We start from the raw sequence: 20,239 nt of genomic DNA, 5'->3' as shown, positions 1-20,239 counted from the left end.
CTAAATTCCATACACACATATGAGGCAACTAAAGATTATCAAGCAGGTAACGAATCGTGAGTCGAAATCACTGGATAAATATTTGCAAGATATCAGTAAAATTGATTTGATTACAGCGAATGAAGAGGTAGAACTAGCGCAGAAGATTCGCGAAGGTAGTCAAGCAGCTTTGGAAAAATTAACCACTGCAAACTTAAGATTCGTAGTTTCAGTAGCAAAACAATATCAAAATCAAGGTCTTAAATTACCAGATTTAATTAATGAAGGAAATTTAGGCTTAGTTAAAGCAGCAAAAAGATTTGATGAAACTAGAGGATTTAAGTTTATATCCTATGCCGTATGGTGGATCAGACAATCTATATTACAAGCTTTAGCTGAACAATCTAGAGTAGTTCGTTTACCGTTGAACAAAATTGGTTCAATAAATAAAATAAAAAAGACATTTTCTTATTTAGAGCAGGCACACGAACGTCCGCCTTCTCCAGAAGAAATTGCAAAAGAATTAGAAATGACAGTTTCTGAAGTGAAGCAATCACTTAAGAATTCAGGTAGACACGTATCTATGGATGCACCTTTACGTGAAGGCGAAGATTCTAACCTATATGACGTTTTACGTTCAGGTGAATCTCCAAGACCAGATAATGTTTTATTACAACAGTCTTTGAATACTGAAATCAATAGAGCTTTAGATACATTATCGCCAAGAGAGGCAGATGTTGTTAAACTTTATTATGGTATCGGTGATCAACAATCAATGACTTTAGCAGAAATTGGACAGACATTCGATTTAACAAGAGAACGTGTAAGACAAATTCGCGAAAAGGCAATTCGTAAATTACGTCATGCCTCTAGAAGTAAATTGTTAAAGACATATTTAGGATAGACCTTAGTATTATTTTAAAAAAAGAAAGCGCCCGTTTATACGGGCGCTTTCTTTTTTCTTAATGTTTTGAAACACTATGAATAGGTTAATTTGTTGATATTAAAATTTACAAGGATACTATTAAGATCCTGAATAAAGTTTTGATAAGATGAAAAATCTTGATTTTGGTGTGCCATGGGATTATTTTTTTTGGTTTTGGTTTATTTGACTTTTACATATAGTCCAACTCAGCTAATTCGTTGATACTAAGAATCTCATTTAAATCTTGAAGAAACACAAGGTATTCTTCACCGTAGGTGTCGTAAAGCATATTGTAGGTTTAAAAGTTAATCTTAATTTGGACATTCATATCTTGAAGTAAATATATACTGATGATAAGGGTGTGACAACAAAATGTGGTGAACCAATTTAAATATGTTGTAAAACCCTTGAAAAGGTGTTGTAAAGCATATTAACTCGCTCAATACCATATTTTACAGGGTTTTACAAAGGTGTATTTCATCCTGTTTATTGGTATTTTAACGATAAGCCTATGAAAACGTGCTCTTTATAATTTCATCAATACCTTTTAGAAATTGAAATGAGCGTAAGAATCTTCATATCTAGTATAAGAAATAAGGATGTTCTTAGTCATAACAAGTTAATACCGAGAAAAAGAAGGTTTTAGTGCTACAATACCATTTAAGTAGTAACGTTTTATAATAGAGGTATAGAAATATATATCTTTAATAAAGGCTTTAATTAAATTATAATGAAGAGATTCCCCCTTATGCTATTTAACTTCAAAGTTATATATCTATTACTTTTCCTTTTTACATTGACTTCGACAAAAGCCGAGAATGTAAATACGATAGATTTCCCTATTAAAGATTTGAGCTCAATAGAACTAGTACTAAACAGTCATAGTTTTAATACACATGAGCGAAGTACATTTACGTACGACTCACAAACCGAATCAATAGAACGCGGATTAACTATTGTGCATCTACAAGCCGATAATAAAATTGAGTTCAAGACTTTTGACACTTATGGTAGTAAAGAAGATGTAAAAGAATTATTAGAAGTACTAACTCAGATGAAAGCGTCTAATGCAATTTTTGCAATATTGGCACATGATTCTGCAGCAGCACAATTATCAGAATTTGAAAAACAGTTATCTGATTTAGGTTTTCTACAATTAAGCGCATTAAAAGGAAGACAAGCATATACTATGCATAATATAAATGGTGTTATCGTTGAACAGGTAAATGATAATTCCGTCACAGAAACCTTAAGTATTACATCAAGCATTGGCAGTACAGCAATTTACTTTCCAAAAGAGGTGTATGAATTTGAATCAAATATAGATAGGTACATTGCCCATGCAGGTGGAGAGATTAACGGCGTAAAATCTACCAACTCTAAACACGCATTAGACGAAAATTATAAAAAGGGTTTCCGGAATTTTGAATTGGACATTATAGAAACATCTGACGGAAAATTGGTAGCCGCACATGATTGGAATATGTGGGCACGTTTTACAGATTTTACGGGAAGCTTACCTCCTACTCACGCCCAATTTATGGAACAGAAAATTTATGGTGATTATACTACCTTAGATATGGATGGAATAAATGCTTGGTTTAAGAATCACCCTGATGCAACCCTAATTACAGATAAGGTTAATGATCCAATTGCCTTCGCTGATGCATTTATAGATAAAGACCGTCTTATTATGGAACTCTTTAGTGTTATGGCAGTAGAAAAGGCTTCTGAGCACGGTATACATACAATGATTTCTCAAGAGCCATTAATGGCGATTAAAGGAGACAAAGTAAATTTTCTTAGAGTAAATAATGTTAGTCACGTAGCGGTATCAAGAAGAATAATCGCAAGCCAGAAAAAATTGATGATACAATTAAGAGACGCAGGTATTAAAGTATATGTCTTCAACGTAAACTTCGATACAGGTAAAGATGAGCAATATGTTTATGATAATGAGTTGGGATTGGTTTATGGAATGTATGCCGATAAGTGGATACCTGCTATGAAGTCTAGAAATTAAACTCATAGGTTAAACCTGCAGAGATAGAATAAAAATAACTGCCAGGATCAAAAGATTGTTCTTGACGCAAAACACCCACATTAGTTCTGTAAGCACTTAAATTATTCTTACTAGTGAATTGATATTCAAAACTTAATCGTTGCGATTCTATATACAGTAGTGTTTCTGCCAACAATTGATCGCCCGAAGTAAATTGTCTCAACTCCGGTGAAAAGCCATAACCTGCATTTAAGCCCATATAATTTTCAGCATCCTTTAAATATTTACGTACTAACAAGTTACCCGAGACCCTAGTGAGATTATTAGACTCAGGTGTTATATATGAGCGTAACGAGAAATAATAGTTGCCCTTATAATAGCCTATTGAGTTGGTAATGGATTTTATATCTCTAGTTGTAAAGTTTATAAATCTACCACCGCCAGAGAATTCTAAACCACTTTTATGGTTGTAGTAAATATCGCCACCAACCTTATGATTAGGATACAGATCTGATTCTGAATAACCGTAATTGACGTAAGCGTAGAAGCCTTTTGCAATTTTTGGGTACAGATCTAGGTCTAATTGAATACCGTTTTTACCTACTCTATTACTATTATTAATTCTTGGAATAATAGACCCAAAGGGAGTCTGTCTTTTATAAGCAATACTTGATGTGGTAATGGGATCAAAACGCTGGTCAAAAACAGTTACGGAACTATTTACCATTACAGAGTTCTTTAACTTCTCTTCTGTAACCGGTGTTTTTCTTTCCAATTCTTCATTCTTATCTTCAATATTCTTCGCTACTGTTGGTTTTTGTTTTTTTCCTGTTACTAGTTTCGTTTTCACAGCACTATCTACATTATACCAACCATCATCTGCATACTGCAAACCACTAACACCTTCAGTAGCTATAGCTTTAAGCCTTATTAGTTCTTTATCATTTTCTATCTGCACTAAACCTTTATTGGACAGTCCCAATGCTGTAGCATAGTTTTTTGCATACAGTTCGTTTTTAACCGCAGAAATCCAAACCTCTCTATTATTCTTAGTAGTTGATAATATAGCATTGAATTCAGCACGTGCTAAATCATAATCACCACGCCAGCTTAACGTACTCGCCCATAATATTGAAGTATCAATATCTGTAGCAGGCTTATTAATCATTAAATACAGCATATTATGTGCTGTATTGGTTTTGCCTTCATATGCCAATGCATATGCAGTATCGAAATTACCCGTAACATCTTGACCACTGACGCGAAATACGCTGGTTAATAGAATCAAAAGAATGATATGTAAATATATTTTTCTCATTATTTGATGGATGCAATAGTATTAGCAGGTTCTTCTTGTTTTGGTTTGTGAACTTCAATACCGGCATTTCTTGCAATTGTTCGTGCCCTAGAAATTTTATCTGCAATTTCATTGGCACTAGAACTATTTGCTTCAACCTTATCAATTAGCGCTAAACCTTCTTTTAATTTATCTGACCAATAGTAAACATCGAAAAGCGCAGCATAAGAATCTATATAATTGGGATTAATAGAAATACATTCTTGTAATATCTCCGCAGCCTTTTCATGGTTACCTTGCCATGAATTAACTCTTCCCATTAATATTTTAGTATCTATATGACTAGGAGCACCAGAAAGGTTATAACGGCATAGTAACAAGGCTTTGTCCCATTTTTTATTCCATGCTAAATCCCTCGCCTTAAAATATCCCTTGTCAGAATCTTTACCATCGTAAACACTGTTCAGCCATACCGTTTCACTATCCGTAAATTGTTCTTTTTGAATCGTGAATATTGCCAAGCTATCAGGAATTATCTTGTTCTCTGTAGTAACGTAATGATTGACAGATTTAAATCGTTCTAAAGTAGATTCAATAGCGCCACCGCCAAAAGCAGAACTGATATTCATATCTTCATCAAGCTCCATGATATCGCCATCGGTGTAGAGTTTTTCTCCACTGATATATTCTTTCAATTCATTCTTATTACGCATCAACGGAATATTCTTTGTGGACCTAAATGCAGTTTCCATATCAAGTGCACCACCCATCCACGCCACCTTTTTAGGCATTTTCAATTCGTAAGAATTGGATAGCAAAGCCAATATAGACGGAGTAACATCAAAATGTGAAGAAACAGAACTCATTTTACGAGTCGTTTTCAACATTGGGCTGTACATAATCATAGGCACGTGAAAACGGCTAATATTATTACGCTGTGGAATTGGTATAAGCCTGTGGTCGCCAGTAATTATAAAAATAGTATTCTCGTAATTTGGCTGCGTCTTGTATGATTGCATAAACCATTTTATAGCATCATCGGTATACAATAGTGTAGCAAAAACGTTATCATTTTTTTCAATGATTTTCTCTACTCTTGAGTCAAAATCACCATTTGCTAATATATTTTTTACTTTACCTTCAAATAAATCTTGATTAGGTGGAATAAAAGGCTCATGCGTACTAATAGTCATGTACACCTCTAAGCGTGGTTGATTTTCACTTCTTTCAAAACTTAGGCTTTTCTTGAACAATTCCATATCAGGATATCCCCAAGAAGAACCAGCGGCATCTTCAGCTTGTTTTTGATATTTACTTCCGAATCCTGATTTATCTAATACAAAATCAACATTCTCACTAGTTAGAAATCGATCTACCTTATCAAAAGAACTATTGGTGCCTTGATAAAATGACGTATGATACCCATTATTTTTAAGAACGCTGAACATGGTAAGTTTGTTTGGATATTCTTCAAGTTCCATGAATCCGCTTTTGCCAAAAGGCAATGAGCCTAATAATGATGGCAACACTCCAAAAGTTCTACCGGTATTACTCAGGAAATTTTCCCAGTATAATGATTTTGTGGTTAGAGAATCTAGATACGGAGTGAAACCGCCGTACTCGGCACCTTCCCCAACAAAATCCCTACCTAAACCTTCAACCATTATAAAGACGATATTGGGTTTCTCTTCTTTTAGCTGAAAATACTCACCCAACACATTTTCTACATTTGCGCTTTGCACCAAAGGATATTCTTCATTTGAGGTATACGAATTGTCTTCGGTACTTGTGTTGTATACATTAACAGCCAGGTATTGTACTTTATTCTGATTAATAGGTTTACCGTCTGTAAATAAAGAAGCCATAAAAAGACTGAACAAAACAATAGTAAACGGGTACATTTTGCTAATACGATGATAGACTTTAGAAGTGACTCTGTACAGTATTAAAAATAGACTTATTAATATAGATATACCTATTAACAGATAAATTGAAATCATGAATCCGCCAGAATTAGCTATCGTTATTTTCATATCTGAATAGCTATATCCTAAAATATCTGAGCCTAAAGGCACTAAAGTAGTACAGTAATATGCAGTTAGTAGTGCTTCGAATATGAGTACAAAACTCAATAAAACAAAGACAAGGTTAAAGCCGTATTTGGAGCGCAAGTTTTCCCAAAAATTGAAAGGAAATACCATCACAATACCCATTAATGCAGTAAAACCTATTTGATGAACAATAGCCTTTAAAAAGCTTACCGAAAAAATAGTATCGATAACCCCTTTGTAATACAGCATGCCGTATTGAAAAAGCGTCAACACGAACAAACATCCGAAAAAGGATATCATAAGCCGGGTATACTGCTTTAAGGAATATCTATCTATTTGACTTGTGTTCATTGCTTTTTATGATGCTTTTGCAAAACCTTTTCTAACTTGGGATCCCCAACCAGATTTTATTTTGAATAATTTTTTATAGTTACCCCTAACTGCAGCGTACACTACTATTGGGTGAAAAATGAAAGGCTCTAGAATTGCCAGACCCATTAATATTAAAATGTCTTTTGTTTTTCGGTATTGATTATATGAATACACATCCCAAAGAATGGCATAGAATGAAATCATAATAGAAAACAGAAATATCGCCAACGTAATCATGAAAAAGAATTCCCAATTAAGAATTCCTAAGTAGGCAAAAAGTAAAATGGTAAAAAAGCCAAAAAACTCTAATAACGGAGAAAGCCACTCATAGAAAAACCAATATGGATAACTTAATAAACCAAGTCTACCATATTTAGAATTGAACAACATGTCTTTATGCTTGAACAATGTTTCTAAGTTACCACGAGCCCAACGGTCTCTTTGGTTTACAAGAATATTAAGATCTTCAGGAACCTCGGTCCAGCACAATGGATCAGGAATATATTCTATCGTATACGGTTCTTTTCTATCATGCATATACCGACGCATCTTAAAGACAATTTCCATGTCTTCACCAACAGTGTCGGTATCATACCCACCCACCGCTAATGCAATTTCACGTTCAAAAAAACCAAAAGCACCAGAAATAATAAGAAGGCTATCAATTCTACCCCACGCCATTCTACCTAAAATGAAGGAACGGGTATACTCTAAAAGTTGAAATCTAGCCAACCAATTTGTAGGCAGTCTAATTTCTTCAAGCTGACCACCTTGTATAATACAAGAGTTGGCTACACGAATTACGCCGCCCACCGCAATCACTCTTTTCTTAGATCTTTGAAAAAATGATTTGACAACGTGTAATAAAGCATCTGGTTGTAAAAGACAGTCTACATCAATACAACCAACATATTTACTGGTAGATAAAGAAACACCGGCATTTAAAGCATCAGACTTACCACCGTTCATTTTATCTACAACGGTAAGCTTTTCAAAAGCCCTATTTTTTGATTTATAGATACCGCGAACTGGTTTAGATTTCCAGTCGGGATCCATTTCAACATCAATTTTCTCTAAGTCGTAAGAATCTATTAATTTTTGTAAAGTATCATCTTTACTACCATCGTTTACCACCATTACATCATAATTGACATATTGAAGTGATAATAACGAACGAATGTTTTCTACAATGGTTAACCCCTCATTATAAGCAGGAGCTATAATAGTGATTGTTGGCGCCAAAGGTGAAGCCATTATTTTGGTGATATCTGTAAAGCTGTTTTTATTTCTATAATGAAGAGAGTTCTTTGTAGAGAAATACGCCATTAATGAAAACAGTACAAACAGAATTAAGGTAAAAACAAAGAATACAAAATTGATGTATTCCAATACCACACCAAATAGTTCACTATCCATCCTTTTTTCTGTATAAGGAGTTAGACATGGAACATAACTGATCAAATAAGGTAGAACCATTTTCGTTTGAAACTGTTCCCTTATATTTTATAGAATTATTTGATTCTAACTCAAAAGCAACATCTAAAATAGAATCTTCGTCTGAAGTGCTACTAGGTTTATCATCAAGTTCTAATAACTGCGACTTTATAAATTCTAAAGCCTCGGTGGCCTTTTTTACAAGTTTTTTTGATTCAGATTGAATAACGCTTTCCAATAAATCAATTTCTTTCTCGTCACCTACCTTTTTTATTTCACCAATAAGCATAAGTTTAGTCTCATAATCGGCTAGATTATAAATGTCGGTAAATACACTTTCTGAAAGGTCATTATCATCTGAAAACAACTCATTAGGTCGTGGTGATTGATAAGAGAATTTCTGAATTAATTCATTCGCTCTTTCAATAACCACTTTAGAACTATTTTTTTCTATAATTTGATATAGTAATATGAGTTCGCGACAGTCACCCAGTTCAGAAATATTTTCTAACATTACCATTGCATCAAGCTCTTCTTGAGGCATAAAGTTTGCCGCGAATGAAACATTATCGTTTTCAAAAGAAATAAGAGGTTCAGCCGAATCGGTTACACTAACAACGACTTTTTTATTCCGCTCTTCGTTTTCTGAATTTAAAGTAGTCCAATCAAAATCATGAGTTAAATTCGTAGAAGCATTATCTAGAGGGTTAACAGCACTTTCTTCTTGTACTTCTCCCATTAATTCATTGTCTAATTCAAACAATGGTTTAAAATCGTCATCATCATAAGAAGTGGTTACTTCTTCAATAACATCTTCTTCTACCACAAATGGCAGAAAACTAAAAGTAAATTCTTCTTCTACATCTTGTTCTTGCTCATTGTCTACAACTACCCCAGTTTTTTCTAGTCTTTCCTCTAATGCTTCTTCCTCTTTAATATGAGGTAAAAAACTTAAATCGATATCTTCTAAAGAGCTGACCTTCTCTGTACCATTTTGTTGCAATTCTGCTTCAAATTCAGTGTGCTCTTCATTAACAAACTCTTCATTCATTACCTCTTCAGTTTCTTTAGATATTATTTCTTCTTCAAAGGAAGATGATATTTCGCTTGTTTCGTCAGTAAGTATAGGTTCAGAATCTATCTCAGTAGAAACATCTGCAATACCATTATGTAGTACTATATCTTCATGATTGTCAATTATTGCATGCTCTTCTTCTTGCATTGCATCATCCCATTTAACATCATAAAAATCTGGCTTAGAAATATTCTTTGTAGGTAAAACTCTTTCAGGATCAATTTTGTTGAGTGTACCTATTACTTTGCTTTTGATATTAAAATTACGTTCTGTTAATTGCAGATTTTCTAAGAAGGAGACTTCTGCCTTTGTACCCAATTCACCAATGGCATCTAAAATTGCTATTTTGATATCATGACTAGTCTTGGAATACACCAATTTTAAAGTGATTAAAGCATTCACAAAATAAAAATCTTTAATGCATTCAATAGCTTCTGCCTGTATATCCCGGTTCTTATGCTTTAAAAGCGTTATAATAGATTCTTCAGCACCGTTCTGACTATAATATTTGATCAAGCGTAAGGAGAACAACACCACGTGAGTATTGGTAGAAGTCAACCATAGTGCGAATTGAGGCGGATTATAATTAGGTTTATGTCTAAGTACATCTAACAACTTCAATTGTTGCCATTCAGCAATCTTAAACTTGGTATTATCTAGAAAATATTTAATACCCTCTTCTCGAAGATTTACTACCGCAATTTCTGCCTGTTTACGAATGGTACTTTGCCTATGGTTAATGAATTTTATAATTAAGCCATACGACTCATCAACCTCCATCGTGGTCAATTCTACTATTCCGCTAGAAACTACTTGCCATTTTCTGCTGCCTAATTTTTCATAAGCGTCATGATGTAGTCCCAAATCAGTATAAAGTTCTATTAAAACAGCTTGAGACTGCCCAGATAAATCTTTTCGTAAATCAAGCAAAACCTCTGTAAGAACATCTCTATCGAAATTATTCTTAATCAATTCTCTAATCTGAACTTTTAGATTTAAGTAATTCATTTTTTCCTCCTTAGTATTTGAATCTTCATAGAATAGAAATTCATTGATCATGGGGGAAAACTCGACCTTCTTATTTTTTGTTCGACTATTGGTAGATGTAATTCTATTTCTGATTATAAATACACCAATAAAATATATTACAGACAATACAAAAAACAGTATAGTCAGCCACCAGAGATATTCTAAATTGAATTCTGGTGCAGTTATTATCGATATTTTGATTTGATTAGGGGGAATCAACAAATTTTATCTTATTTACTTATTTATTTCTCGTGCTATTCTAACTAATAATTCTGTTGGACTTACTGGTTTCGTAATAAAATCATTTGCACCTAATTCAAAAGCGGTGAGAACGTTCTGTTCATTACCGGCCGATGATATAATAATTATAGGTGTATTTGATTTAAGTTCATTTCGCACATAATCTATAAGCTCAATACCAGAAAAATATGGCATCATAATATCGCTCACGATTATGTCGGGCATTGTATTTTCTAAATACTCTTTTACTTCTTTTCCGTTAACGGAATGATGTACTGTATAGCCTCCTTTTTTTAGCCTAAAGTTTAATAAAGAGGCTAAAAGTTGGTCGTCATCTGCTAATAGTACACTTTTTCCCATCTTACTTTTTATTCATTTTTTCTAGTTCATTGCTCAAATTCTCTTCTAATAATGGATAATCGGTCAAGAAAATTTTATACAACTCTTTTACTTTTTCAGGTTGATTTGTTTTACAACTATTCTCTAGCTCAACAATTAACTTTCGCATGCCGTCAGCTTTTATCATTGCAAAACCAGCTTTTAATTTATGTGCAGATAAAGCAATTTCCTTTAAATTCTCAGTCTTTAGATGAATTTTCACATTACCAATGAACTCAATTGCGTTCAACTTGAACAACTTTACTAATTCATTTAGCATATCAATTTCTCCGAAACAATCTTTCATCAGACTATCTAGATTTACAACCGTGGTTTCTTTTAATTCTATCATTGGTTTTTGAAGTATTGAGGCAAAATCTGCAGTATTTGTATTTAGTTTTTTATTCTTTACAATGGTGGCCATTAAATCATCTAGGGTATAGGGTTTCAATAGAAAATCATTAATTCCTATTTCTTTACATTCTTTACTGTCTTGCTCGGTAAAATCTGCACTAAAGGCAATAATTGGAACTGAATTTACTTTTTTGTTTTTATGTTTTCGTATCTCTTTAGACACTTCAAATCCGTTTTGATTTGGCATTTTTAAATCCATCAAAATAAGATCAATTTTTCTAGAAGACAGTAAGTACAAGCCTTTGTCTAAATCAACATCTACATGAACTTTACAGCCCCATTTTGTCAATTGCTCAACAATTAAATGTTGGTTCATTTCATTATCTTCAAATATCAATATCTCAGTACCTGCTAATAATCCGCTATTCTTCTTTTTTGTATCCTTCTTTAAAGATTTACGTGAAGCCGTAGTGGCGTTACCAATAGCATAAGGCATTCTAAACCGAACAGTTGTTCCGCTATCTATAGTGCTATCAATTTCTATTTCGCCGTTCAGCTTATCTATAATTTCTTTAGTTATGGTCAATCCAAGTCCTGTACCACCATATTTTTTAGAAGTATCATTTTCTGCTTGTGTATAACTGTTGAATATGGTCTTAATTTTTTCACTAGAGATGCCAATACCAGTATCGGCAACAGAAAATTCTATAAGACATTCATTATTAATTTGTTCTTTAGTAAAAACCTCTAATTTTATAAATCCTTGATGTACAAACTTTACTGAATTACCTAAAAGGTTAAGTAGTATTTGAGATAGCTTAGATGGATCCCCCTTAATAATTTTAGGTACGTTCTCGTCGATATCTATTAATAGCTCTATTTTGCGATCTAAAATCAATGTTTCACATAAGAACATAACATCTTTAAGTAAACTATGTAGATTAAAATCTACCGTTTCAAAATTGTTGTTACCAGAAGATAATTTAGAATATTCTAAAACTTCATTGATCAGTTTCAAAAGTGTATTTGATGCAAATTGTATGGCATCTACTTTTTTATGTTGACCACGAGTTAGCTTTTCTTCTTTTAAAAGATTTGCATACCCAATTATACTATTCAACGGAGTTCTAATTTCGTGACTAACATGAGTTATAAACTGCTTTTCTGAAATCTCTTGATTTTCTATTGCAGGAACCTCTGTTTTTTCAGAAACACTTTGATCCGATTTAGGTGTATAAATATGTCTTTCTAAACTAGATCGAAAAATATTAAAAGAGCTTTTTAACTCTTTAGCTTCATTAGCATTTAATTCTTCAAAAGAGAATTCGCTAACTGTTCTTTCTAGTTGAGATAATTGACCAAGTAAATCCTTAGTTTTTGAAATTGACATAAATAGGTATTCTTTAGTTTATGGGGGTTTTGTTAATATTTATCTAAAAATGCATCAATACAGTTGCGAGAACAATAAAATGTTCTCTAAGAGTGGTTATTTGTTGTGAATACACTTAAATTGTAGGTCTAAACTTACTACATGAAGCAGTTCATCTATTTATTATGTACTATAACCGTAATCTCTTGCGGAGAAAAAAAAGAGAAAATTGAAGAAACTACCTTAGAAAAAGCACATCGAATTCATGATGCTGTTATTACTATTGATACACATAATGACATCAATGTCAAAAACTTTGTAGACAGTGTAAATTACAGTCAGAGGTTAGATAACCAAGTTAATTTACCTAAGATGAAAGAAGGTGGTTTAGACGTCACTTGGCTCATCGTTTATACAGGACAAGATACGTTGACAGATGAAGGTTATGCCAAGGCAAAGGAGAACGCCATGTCAAAATTTGAAGCTATCCATAAATTGTGCGAAGATATTGCTCCTGAAGAAATAGAATTAGCGTTAACATCTGCGGATGTACAACGAATTGTTGGGGCTGGAAAAAAAGCTGCAATGATCGGTGTTGAAAACGCCTACCCGATCGGAACAGATTTAACGCAGTTTAAAACCTACCATGATTTAGGTGCCCGTTATATTTCATTGGCTCATAATGGCCATAGTCAATTTTCAGATTCTAATACCGGTGAAGCCGATGATTTTTGGTTGCATAACGGATTAAGCGATTTGGGCAAGGAAGCTGTAGTAGAAATGAATAAGTTAGGTATCATGATAGATGTTTCTCACCCTTCAAAAGAAGCTATGAAACAAATGATAGCATTATCAAAAGCACCAATAATAGCATCTCATTCATCTGCAAGAGCATTATGTGACCATAGTCGAAACTTAGATGATGAGCAGTTAATGATGATGAAAGAAAATGGCGGCGTAGTACAAACCGTTGCGTTTAGCTCATACTTAAATACTGAAAAACATGATGCTAGAGCTGCCTACATGAAATCTATTTATGAAAAAGTAGCTGATTCTTTAGATATAGCTTGGTATGAGCGATCTCAGTTCTCAAGCCTATCTGACGCTGATAAAGAAGCCTTTATGGAAAACTATCCAAAGGTTTTAAAAATAGGAAAAGAATTAGTTGCTAACAAGTCTTACGCTCCTGAAGCAGTAAATGTTTCAGATTTCGTAGACCATATAGATTATATAGTAAAGCTAATAGGCATTGACTACGTTGGTATCAGCTCTGACTTTGATGGTGGCGGTGGTATTGAGGGGTGGAACGATGCTTCTGAAACCTTCAATGTAACCCTAGAACTTGTAGAACGTGGCTATACTGAAGAAGATATTGCTAAATTATGGGGCGGTAACCTTATGAGAGTACTTGACCAAGTACAAGAAATTGCTAAAGAAATGGGTGAGAGTTAATGATCCTCACCCATTGCCGCTAGGCGATCTTTTACAAATTCTATTTTAGTTTTACCGTGTGCTGCAGGTTTTCCGTTTTCACCAAGGTTTACCATAATGATGTTATCTACAGTAACAATTGTTTCATGGTTCATTTTATTACGAACCTCGCAGTTAAGGGTTAATGAAGTTTTACCAAACTTAACCACTTCAATACCAATTTCAATAACATCGCCTTTAACGGCAGCGCTCATGAAATTAATTTCTGACATATATTTGGTAACCACTTTACCATTTTCTAACTGAATTATGGCGTAAAGTGCTGCTTCTTCATCTATCCAAGCTAATAATCGACCTCCAAACAACGTTCCGTTAGAATTCAAATCACCAGGTTTTACTAATTTTCTAGTATGAAATCTCATAGTTTCTTTTTTTGAAAATTTACTTTGCAAAGTTATGTCTAAAAATTCTCATCAACACAATTTTGCAGTTATAAGCAGAGCGATTTACCAATTGTAACAATTGCGTATTTAATACTTTACATATTAACAATTGTCTCTAGAGAGAATTATGAAAACCCTAATTTCTATCCATATATTTTGTCTTGAAAGACTTTGTTCATAACAGGTTAAAAACTTATTTAAACGGTTAAGCAGACATTTTATCTAATACGTACCTTTAAGTAAAATCAAAATTTGATGGACAGGACACAGAAACTACAATCAATAAGACCAACAATTGCCTCTGCCAAAATAATGCCCAACATGAGCGAAGACGAACGATTTCAGAATGAAACGTTACGCCCAATTCTTAAACTTCAAAATGATTTACTTCTCGCTTCTTTTCAGAATTATATCAAAAAAATGAAGAATAGTTTTTATGAGTTAAAGATTGAAAAACGTATAGATTACATCGCGAAATCAATTCAAAAAGATATTAAATTCAGAAACTCCCTTAAGGGAATGATCATAGGTCAATTTACAGTTGAAGAATATGATATTTATATCAAAAACTCTTCAGCACTAAATAAGAGAATGATGAATATGGTCGTAAAAAGAATTCAAGATCAAATTCAGTACTTTGATAAATACGAATTAGTCAAGTAAAGATTCGCCATTTAGATTAGTGGTTAGAATAGAACTCATTAAATCGAAATAAGGGCGTATTGCTATAAAACTTTCGTTAACCTTATCGGCAAAATCATCCGATAAGACTTCCTTATCCGTAAAGTTCTTCACGAAAATAAATTGCTTTTTGCGAATAAATTCAATGTTAGGGTCTTCCTTATCAAAACCTTTAGGGGCAGTTTTTAATTCATCGCCAACTATTGGTCCCCAAATAGACTTAAATTTTTTATTATCAATAATAGCTGTCAATTCGGTAGTGTCTAACTCCCACTCTTTTCTAATACGCAATAAATCTTCTTTTTCTGGGTTCCAGAATCCTACCGCAATAAAGCTATTACCAGGTTCTACCTGTAGGTAATACCCACCTCTACGATGTTTACCCGCCCTAGAGAAAGAGGCTGATAAATTACTTTTATAAGGAGTTTTATTTTTAGAAAAGCGAACATCTCTATAAATTCTAAATACTTTTAATTTTTCAATTTCATCATGTGTCTTTAGCTTTTCAAGTACAAGATTGAAAAAGCTTTTTACTTTAGTTTCCTCCGCTTTAAATTCCGCTTTATGTTCTGTAAACCAATCTCGATTATTATTTTTCTTTAGCTTATTTAAGAATTGAAAAGTGCTTTTTGTAATCTTCGTTTCTAACATTCGACTTAGCTGTTGTGATTTTAAGCTAAAGTTAACCATTAGATGAGAAGTACTTTTACTTATTTGGTTAATTTTGGTGAACTAATGAAAACCCATGGACCATCGATCTATAATCGAAAAGATTAATACCCACAAAAAACAACCGAATTTAAGATTTCGCTTAAAAAAGAATACGGAGAAATTCACCGACCTTCTTTTTTATATGTTGTTTGATATTGAAACACCAGTAGCAGAAAGTTTAGATAAACTTGAAAAACAATTTGATGAACTTGTAGATTTAGCATGTTGGGAAAGCGATAAACCATGTAAAAAGGTTTGGGAAAATTATGTAGAGAAACTTCCTTTAGTTCTTGAGAGCCTAAATCTTGATGCTGAAGCGACGGTTAACTGTGATCCAGCCTCATTATCTATAGAAGAAGTCTATATGGCCTACCCTGGTTTTTATGCCATTTCAGTATATAGATTAGCTCACGAGTTATACAAAACAGGTTTTCCTTTAGTACCAAGATTAATGACAGAATATGCACATAGGCAAACGGGTGTCGATATTAACCCTGGAGCACAAATAGGAAAGTCTTTTCATATTGACCATGGTACCGGAGTTGTAATAGGTGAAACCGCTATTATTAAGAATGATGTAAAAATATACCAAGGCGTTACCTTAGGCGGACTCTTTGTTGCTAAAAAATTACAGCAAACCAAGCGTCACCCAACCATAGATAATAACGTTACCATTTACGCAAATGCCACTATTTTAGGAGGCGAAACTATTATTGGCGCAAATAGTATAATTGGCGGAAACGCTTGGATTACATCATCTGTACCACCACATTCAACAGTTTTTCACACACCTGAAATTAAAATTAAAACATTACCGCATGTCTAATACTTTATTATCACTTATTGGCAATACACCGCTGGTAAAATCAAGGGTACTAAATACCAACCCAAATGTTTCTGTTTATTTTAAAATGGAAGGTCACAACCCAGGTGGTAGTGTAAAAGATCGTGCAGCATATAACATGATTAAAATGGGCTATGATAATGGCGATTTTACCGTTAATGACAAACTAATAGAAGCCACCAGTGGAAATACTGGTATTGCTTTAGCTATGATTGCTGGTGTTTACGGTCTTGATATTGAATTGGTAATGCCAGAGAATGCTACAAAAGAACGCGTACAGACCATGAGAGCGTATGGAGCCAAAGTAACTTTAACCCCTTCAAATGTAGGTATTGAAGGTGCACGAGATTATGCAGAAAGTAAGGTTACTAACGAAGGTTATATAATGATGAACCAATTTGGAAACGAAAATAACTGGAAAGCTCATTATAAAACTACAGGTCCTGAAATATGGAAAGATACCGATGGTGAAATTACCCACTTCGTTTCTTCAATGGGTACAACAGGTACTATAATGGGGACTTCTACCTATTTAAAAGAACAAAATAAAGACATACAAATAGTTGGCGTACAACCAAGCGACAATGCAAGTATACCAGGTATTAGAAAATGGCCTCAAGAATATTTGCCAAAAATATTTGATCCAAAGAAAGTAGACCGTATTATGGAAGTCAATGAATTGGAAGCTAAGACAATGGCTAGAAGACTGGCTAAAGAAGAAGGAATATTCTCAGGTATGAGCAGTGGCGGTGCGGCTACAGTAGCTTTACGTTTGGCTCAAGAAATAGATCATGGTGTTATTGTTTCAATAGTTTGTGACAGAGGTGATCGCTACTTATCATCAGATTTATTTGAACTATAATATTTTATAAAATAGTATATAAAAAAAAAGAGCCGTGTAAACGGCTCTTTTTTGTTCTAACATGATAGCAATATTATTTCTCTAACATTGCAGTATCAATAGGCTTACTATACTCTTGCACTAAGAACTCTAAATTTTCACCATGTTCATTGGTGAATATATAAGTGGTCTTGTTTTCAGCTGCCTCTTTCTTTTTTAAGCTTAAGTTTTCAACTATTTTCAAGTTTTCACCTTCGTTCATAGCAACAACCAATTCATCATTCTTAGAAACTAAAACAAAATCTTCTGGAGTTTTGGACTCATAACTAAAGACTATTTTTTCGTCAAAGGCATCGTCATCGTCATTATCTATTTGTACTGTTTTGATAATGGTAGAAACACTATCCACTACTCTATCTTGATTTACTTTCCCTTGATCTTTTTCCGCATTTTCTACAGTATTTAATCTCCTCGTAGTTATAACTACCGTATTCTTTACTAATTTTTTTCCGTCATCAATTGTGTACGATTTAGAAATTTTGGTATCTAATATTTCTTGATTGTTTTCTTGTGCCAACAAAGTACCAGTCGTTAAAAATAGTCCGGCAATTGACATATAAATAGTTTTCATTTTCATATATATTATTTTAAGTTAATAATAGACTTAAACACAGTATTGTATAATGTATCTAAATCACTTATATCTAATGTTTTAGATATAAGCAAGATATATGAAATGTACTATTAGCAATGACCCGTTACATTTAATCTTTAATGGAAATGCATTGTAGCGCTATATAAAGTAGAAAGTTTCTGAATAACTATTAAAGCCATTTTTTCTTTTTAAAATAAAACATCATTCCTATAAAAAGAATAATCATTACAGCCCAAACCACGTAGTATCCATATTTATAATGAAGCTCTGGCATATGGTCAAAATTCATACCGTAGACACCGGCAATAAACGTTAACGGAATAAAAATAGATGCCATTATGGTCAGAACCTTCATGACCTCGTTCATCTTATTACTCATATTACTCATGTACATCTCCATTAAGCTCATAGACATTTCACGATAAATCTGTAAACTTTCATTTATTTCAATGGTATGGTCCAATACATCGCGCAAGAATAACTTAGTGTCTTTGGTAATTAATTGATTTTCTGTGTCAATTAATCTACTGATCAATTCTTTGACAGGGAACACCCAACGCCTAATCTTTAAAACCTCTTTTTTTAACTGCTGTATATTTTTAGCAACTATCGGCTCAGGATTTTGATATACCTCTTCTTCTAAATTTTCAATTCTATTATTAAGGTTTTCTATGGCTAAGAAGTAATTATCAACGATAGCATCAAGTAAGGCGAAAAATAAGTAATCTGCTCCCCTAGTTCTTATACGACCAAGTTTACCGGTGATACGATCTCGTAAACCGTCAAAAACATCAGCTTTAACTTCTTGAAAAACCAGAACGGTATTTTCATGTAAGACAAGTGCTATATGTTCACCAATGATTTCATCTTCATTAGAAATGTATAGCATTCTAAAGATTCCAAAAATATAATCGTCGTATTCATCTATTTTAGGGCGCTGTTCAGTATTAACAATATCTTCAAGCACCAGTGGATTCAAGTTAAAATGCTTGCCTATTCTTTCAATAAATGGTTCATCTGTAATACCAACTACATTGATCCATGAAATTTTGTCGGCTCGCTCTTCTTTAAAAAACTGATCTAAGCTTTCAAATTCATTAGTTTCAAAGCCATCAGCATTATAGGTAGTACTATAGATTAAACTGTCACTTAGCTCCTTATCACCCATGTAACTTATGGTTCCTGGTGCTTTACCTAGCTTATTATGCTGGCGAGACTTTTTCTTTTTACGTTTAGGGAAGTTGAGCTTCTTATTTACAGCCATGAATAATTTTTTATAAATATATTAAAACTATAAACTACTTATTAAAGTCAAGTTTGTTTAAAATTAAGCCAGAACCAGGTGCTATGGAATTTAGTTTATGATCAGAACCAGTAACTAAAGAAGCCTTAATTTCTTCAATGCTAAGTTCGTGTTTACCAAGTTGCACTAGCGCCCCCATTATCATTCTAATTTGATATCTCATAAATCCCTTTCCTTTAATTTTTAAGATATAACTATGCTCTGGAAAAAAATTAGCTGTTAAAATATCATTAGCTACAATAGTACATCCTTCAATTTCACGAACGGCAATTGTAGTGGGTTTTAAAGATGCTGTATAAACACTGAAATCATGGGTGCCTACAAACAGAGAAGCAGCCTGTTTCATTAACTCCAAATCTAGCTCATCTATATAATTGGTTATAAAAGGTGCGCTAAACGGGTGATTCTTGCATCCGAAGGAAAAAAAGTAATTATATTCCTTCGTTTTACTATCCTTTATAATATTAAAATCTTGACCAATAGGTTCAATTGAAAGTAACCGAATATCTGAAGGTAGATTTTTATTAAAATCTTTTAAGAAAAGATCTAAGTCTAATAATGGTTCTTCAACAAAAAGTTCAAATGCACCATCTAATGAAGAAACCTTAGCGTCGGTTCTACCGGCACCCAATATTTTAAAGGGACTATCAGTGTATAGAAAGGTAAATGTTTTATTGAGCATACCTACAATAGTACGTAGCTTAGGTTGCACTTGCCAACCATTAAATCTAAAGCCCAAATACTGCAGACGTACCAAATAACAAAAACGCTGTTTCTTCATTATGTAAATGTAATTACATTATAATCATTACTAAACAACTCGTT

At 33.3% G+C, this 20,239-nt stretch carries 17 protein-coding genes; 6 read left to right on the top strand and 11 right to left on the bottom strand.

Annotation, left to right across the window (positions count from 1 at the left end; all coding sequences use genetic code 11):
- Positions 1–19: 19 nt before the first annotated feature.
- Positions 20–883, top strand: a complete 864-nt coding sequence (locus tag BUC31_RS11085; RefSeq protein ID WP_027066973.1) for a sigma-70 family RNA polymerase sigma factor — start codon at positions 20–22, stop codon at positions 881–883.
- Between the two features lie 751 nt (positions 884–1,634).
- Positions 1,635–2,927, top strand: coding sequence for a PI-PLC domain-containing protein (locus tag BUC31_RS11080; protein WP_139251955.1), 1,293 nt, complete (start codon positions 1,635–1,637; stop codon positions 2,925–2,927).
- On the opposite strand, the gene BUC31_RS11075 is transcribed toward BUC31_RS11080, so the two are convergent.
- From BUC31_RS11075 to BUC31_RS11050, 6 genes are all read right to left on the bottom strand, one after another.
- A complete protein-coding gene (locus BUC31_RS11075) occupies positions 2,917–4,224 on the bottom strand; it encodes a YaiO family outer membrane beta-barrel protein (protein WP_073244171.1) in 1,308 nt (435 codons plus the stop codon). The genes BUC31_RS11080 and BUC31_RS11075 overlap by 11 nt on opposite strands.
- Positions 4,224–6,605 carry a sulfatase-like hydrolase/transferase gene (locus BUC31_RS11070; protein WP_073244169.1) on the bottom strand — a complete coding sequence of 794 codons (2,382 nt, stop codon included), beginning with the start codon at positions 6,603–6,605 and terminating at the stop codon, positions 4,224–4,226. The genes BUC31_RS11075 and BUC31_RS11070 overlap by 1 nt, the downstream gene beginning before the upstream one ends.
- 6 nt (positions 6,606–6,611) lie before the next feature.
- Entirely contained in the window at positions 6,612–8,042 is a 1,431-nt protein-coding gene (locus BUC31_RS11065) for a glycosyltransferase family 2 protein (protein ID WP_073244167.1), read from the bottom strand.
- A complete protein-coding gene (locus tag BUC31_RS11060; protein ID WP_170861953.1) occupies positions 8,035–10,143 on the bottom strand; it encodes a HEAT repeat domain-containing protein in 2,109 nt (702 codons plus the stop codon). The genes BUC31_RS11065 and BUC31_RS11060 overlap by 8 nt, the downstream gene beginning before the upstream one ends.
- Before the next feature lie 255 nt (positions 10,144–10,398).
- Positions 10,399–10,764 (bottom strand): response regulator transcription factor, encoded by a 366-nt coding sequence (locus BUC31_RS11055; RefSeq protein WP_073244163.1) that lies wholly within the window; start codon positions 10,762–10,764, stop codon positions 10,399–10,401.
- A 1-nt stretch (position 10,765) separates the two neighbouring features.
- A complete protein-coding gene (locus tag BUC31_RS11050; protein WP_073244161.1) occupies positions 10,766–12,526 on the bottom strand; it encodes an ATP-binding protein in 1,761 nt (586 codons plus the stop codon).
- Between the two features lie 141 nt (positions 12,527–12,667).
- Here BUC31_RS11050 and BUC31_RS11045 point away from each other — a divergent pair, with 141 nt between their 5' ends.
- Positions 12,668–13,957: a dipeptidase gene (locus tag BUC31_RS11045; protein WP_073244159.1), complete on the top strand. Its 1,290-nt coding sequence runs from the start codon at positions 12,668–12,670 to the stop codon at positions 13,955–13,957.
- Here the strand turns inward: BUC31_RS11045 and BUC31_RS11040 are convergent.
- Positions 13,954–14,358 (bottom strand): acyl-CoA thioesterase, encoded by a 405-nt coding sequence (locus BUC31_RS11040; RefSeq protein ID WP_073244157.1) that lies wholly within the window; start codon positions 14,356–14,358, stop codon positions 13,954–13,956. The genes BUC31_RS11045 and BUC31_RS11040 overlap by 4 nt on opposite strands.
- Before the next feature lie 273 nt (positions 14,359–14,631).
- On the opposite strand from BUC31_RS11040, the gene BUC31_RS11035 reads away from it, so the two are divergent.
- Positions 14,632–15,042: a glyoxalase gene (locus tag BUC31_RS11035; RefSeq protein ID WP_396627750.1), complete on the top strand. Its 411-nt coding sequence runs from the start codon at positions 14,632–14,634 to the stop codon at positions 15,040–15,042.
- Here the strand turns inward: BUC31_RS11035 and BUC31_RS11030 are convergent.
- Positions 15,031–15,711, bottom strand: coding sequence for a DUF2461 domain-containing protein (locus BUC31_RS11030; RefSeq protein ID WP_073244153.1), 681 nt, complete (start codon positions 15,709–15,711; stop codon positions 15,031–15,033). The genes BUC31_RS11035 and BUC31_RS11030 overlap by 12 nt on opposite strands.
- Positions 15,712–15,805: 94 nt before the next feature.
- Here BUC31_RS11030 and epsC point away from each other — a divergent pair, with 94 nt between their 5' ends.
- Both epsC and cysM read left to right on the top strand, forming a co-directional pair.
- On the top strand, positions 15,806–16,597 hold the full coding sequence (gene epsC / locus BUC31_RS11025; RefSeq protein ID WP_073244151.1) for a serine O-acetyltransferase EpsC: 792 nt from the start codon (positions 15,806–15,808) through the stop codon (positions 16,595–16,597).
- Complete coding sequence (gene cysM, locus BUC31_RS11020) at positions 16,590–17,477, top strand: cysteine synthase CysM (protein ID WP_073244149.1); 888 nt, start codon at positions 16,590–16,592, stop codon at positions 17,475–17,477. Before epsC ends, cysM begins: the two co-directional genes overlap by 8 nt.
- Positions 17,478–17,550: 73 nt before the next feature.
- On the opposite strand, the gene BUC31_RS11015 is transcribed toward cysM, so the two are convergent.
- The 3 genes from BUC31_RS11015 to truA form a co-directional block, all read right to left on the bottom strand.
- Positions 17,551–18,087 (bottom strand): hypothetical protein, encoded by a 537-nt coding sequence (locus BUC31_RS11015; RefSeq protein WP_139251954.1) that lies wholly within the window; start codon positions 18,085–18,087, stop codon positions 17,551–17,553.
- Between the two features lie 193 nt (positions 18,088–18,280).
- On the bottom strand, positions 18,281–19,375 hold the full coding sequence (corA, locus tag BUC31_RS11010; RefSeq protein ID WP_073244144.1) for a magnesium/cobalt transporter CorA: 1,095 nt from the start codon (positions 19,373–19,375) through the stop codon (positions 18,281–18,283).
- Between the two features lie 34 nt (positions 19,376–19,409).
- Positions 19,410–20,195, bottom strand: a complete 786-nt coding sequence (gene truA / locus BUC31_RS11005) for a tRNA pseudouridine(38-40) synthase TruA (protein WP_073244142.1) — start codon at positions 20,193–20,195, stop codon at positions 19,410–19,412.
- Positions 20,196–20,239: the final 44 nt, after the last annotated feature.

This window comes from Maribacter aquivivus, assembly GCF_900142175.1.
Lineage (GTDB): Bacteria > Bacteroidota > Bacteroidia > Flavobacteriales > Flavobacteriaceae > Maribacter > Maribacter aquivivus.
Note: the sequence above shows the minus strand (reverse complement) of the source record. Positions and strands in the feature narration are given on the sequence as shown.

What these genes read in the sequence shown, in the direction of transcription:
- BUC31_RS11085 (WP_027066973.1), top strand. Translation starts at nt 20, where the DNA reads ATGAGGCAACTAAAGATTATCAAGCAGGTAACGAATCGTGAGTCGAAA.
- BUC31_RS11080 (WP_139251955.1), top strand. Translation starts at nt 1,635, where the DNA reads ATGAAGAGATTCCCCCTTATGCTATTTAACTTCAAAGTTATATATCTA.
- BUC31_RS11075 (WP_073244171.1), bottom strand. Translation starts at nt 4,224, where the DNA reads ATGAGAAAAATATATTTACATATCATTCTTTTGATTCTATTAACCAGC.
- BUC31_RS11070 (WP_073244169.1), bottom strand. Translation starts at nt 6,605, where the DNA reads ATGAACACAAGTCAAATAGATAGATATTCCTTAAAGCAGTATACCCGG.
- BUC31_RS11065 (WP_073244167.1), bottom strand. Translation starts at nt 8,042, where the DNA reads ATGGATAGTGAACTATTTGGTGTGGTATTGGAATACATCAATTTTGTA.
- BUC31_RS11060 (WP_170861953.1), bottom strand. Translation starts at nt 10,143, where the DNA reads ATGAATTACTTAAATCTAAAAGTTCAGATTAGAGAATTGATTAAGAAT.
- BUC31_RS11055 (WP_073244163.1), bottom strand. Translation starts at nt 10,764, where the DNA reads ATGGGAAAAAGTGTACTATTAGCAGATGACGACCAACTTTTAGCCTCT.
- BUC31_RS11050 (WP_073244161.1), bottom strand. Translation starts at nt 12,526, where the DNA reads ATGTCAATTTCAAAAACTAAGGATTTACTTGGTCAATTATCTCAACTA.
- BUC31_RS11045 (WP_073244159.1), top strand. Translation starts at nt 12,668, where the DNA reads ATGAAGCAGTTCATCTATTTATTATGTACTATAACCGTAATCTCTTGC.
- BUC31_RS11040 (WP_073244157.1), bottom strand. Translation starts at nt 14,358, where the DNA reads ATGAGATTTCATACTAGAAAATTAGTAAAACCTGGTGATTTGAATTCT.
- BUC31_RS11030 (WP_073244153.1), bottom strand. Translation starts at nt 15,711, where the DNA reads ATGTTAGAAACGAAGATTACAAAAAGCACTTTTCAATTCTTAAATAAG.
- epsC (WP_073244151.1), top strand. Translation starts at nt 15,806, where the DNA reads ATGGACCATCGATCTATAATCGAAAAGATTAATACCCACAAAAAACAA.
- cysM (WP_073244149.1), top strand. Translation starts at nt 16,590, where the DNA reads ATGTCTAATACTTTATTATCACTTATTGGCAATACACCGCTGGTAAAA.
- BUC31_RS11015 (WP_139251954.1), bottom strand. Translation starts at nt 18,087, where the DNA reads ATGAAAACTATTTATATGTCAATTGCCGGACTATTTTTAACGACTGGT.
- corA (WP_073244144.1), bottom strand. Translation starts at nt 19,375, where the DNA reads ATGGCTGTAAATAAGAAGCTCAACTTCCCTAAACGTAAAAAGAAAAAG.
- truA (WP_073244142.1), bottom strand. Translation starts at nt 20,195, where the DNA reads ATGAAGAAACAGCGTTTTTGTTATTTGGTACGTCTGCAGTATTTGGGC.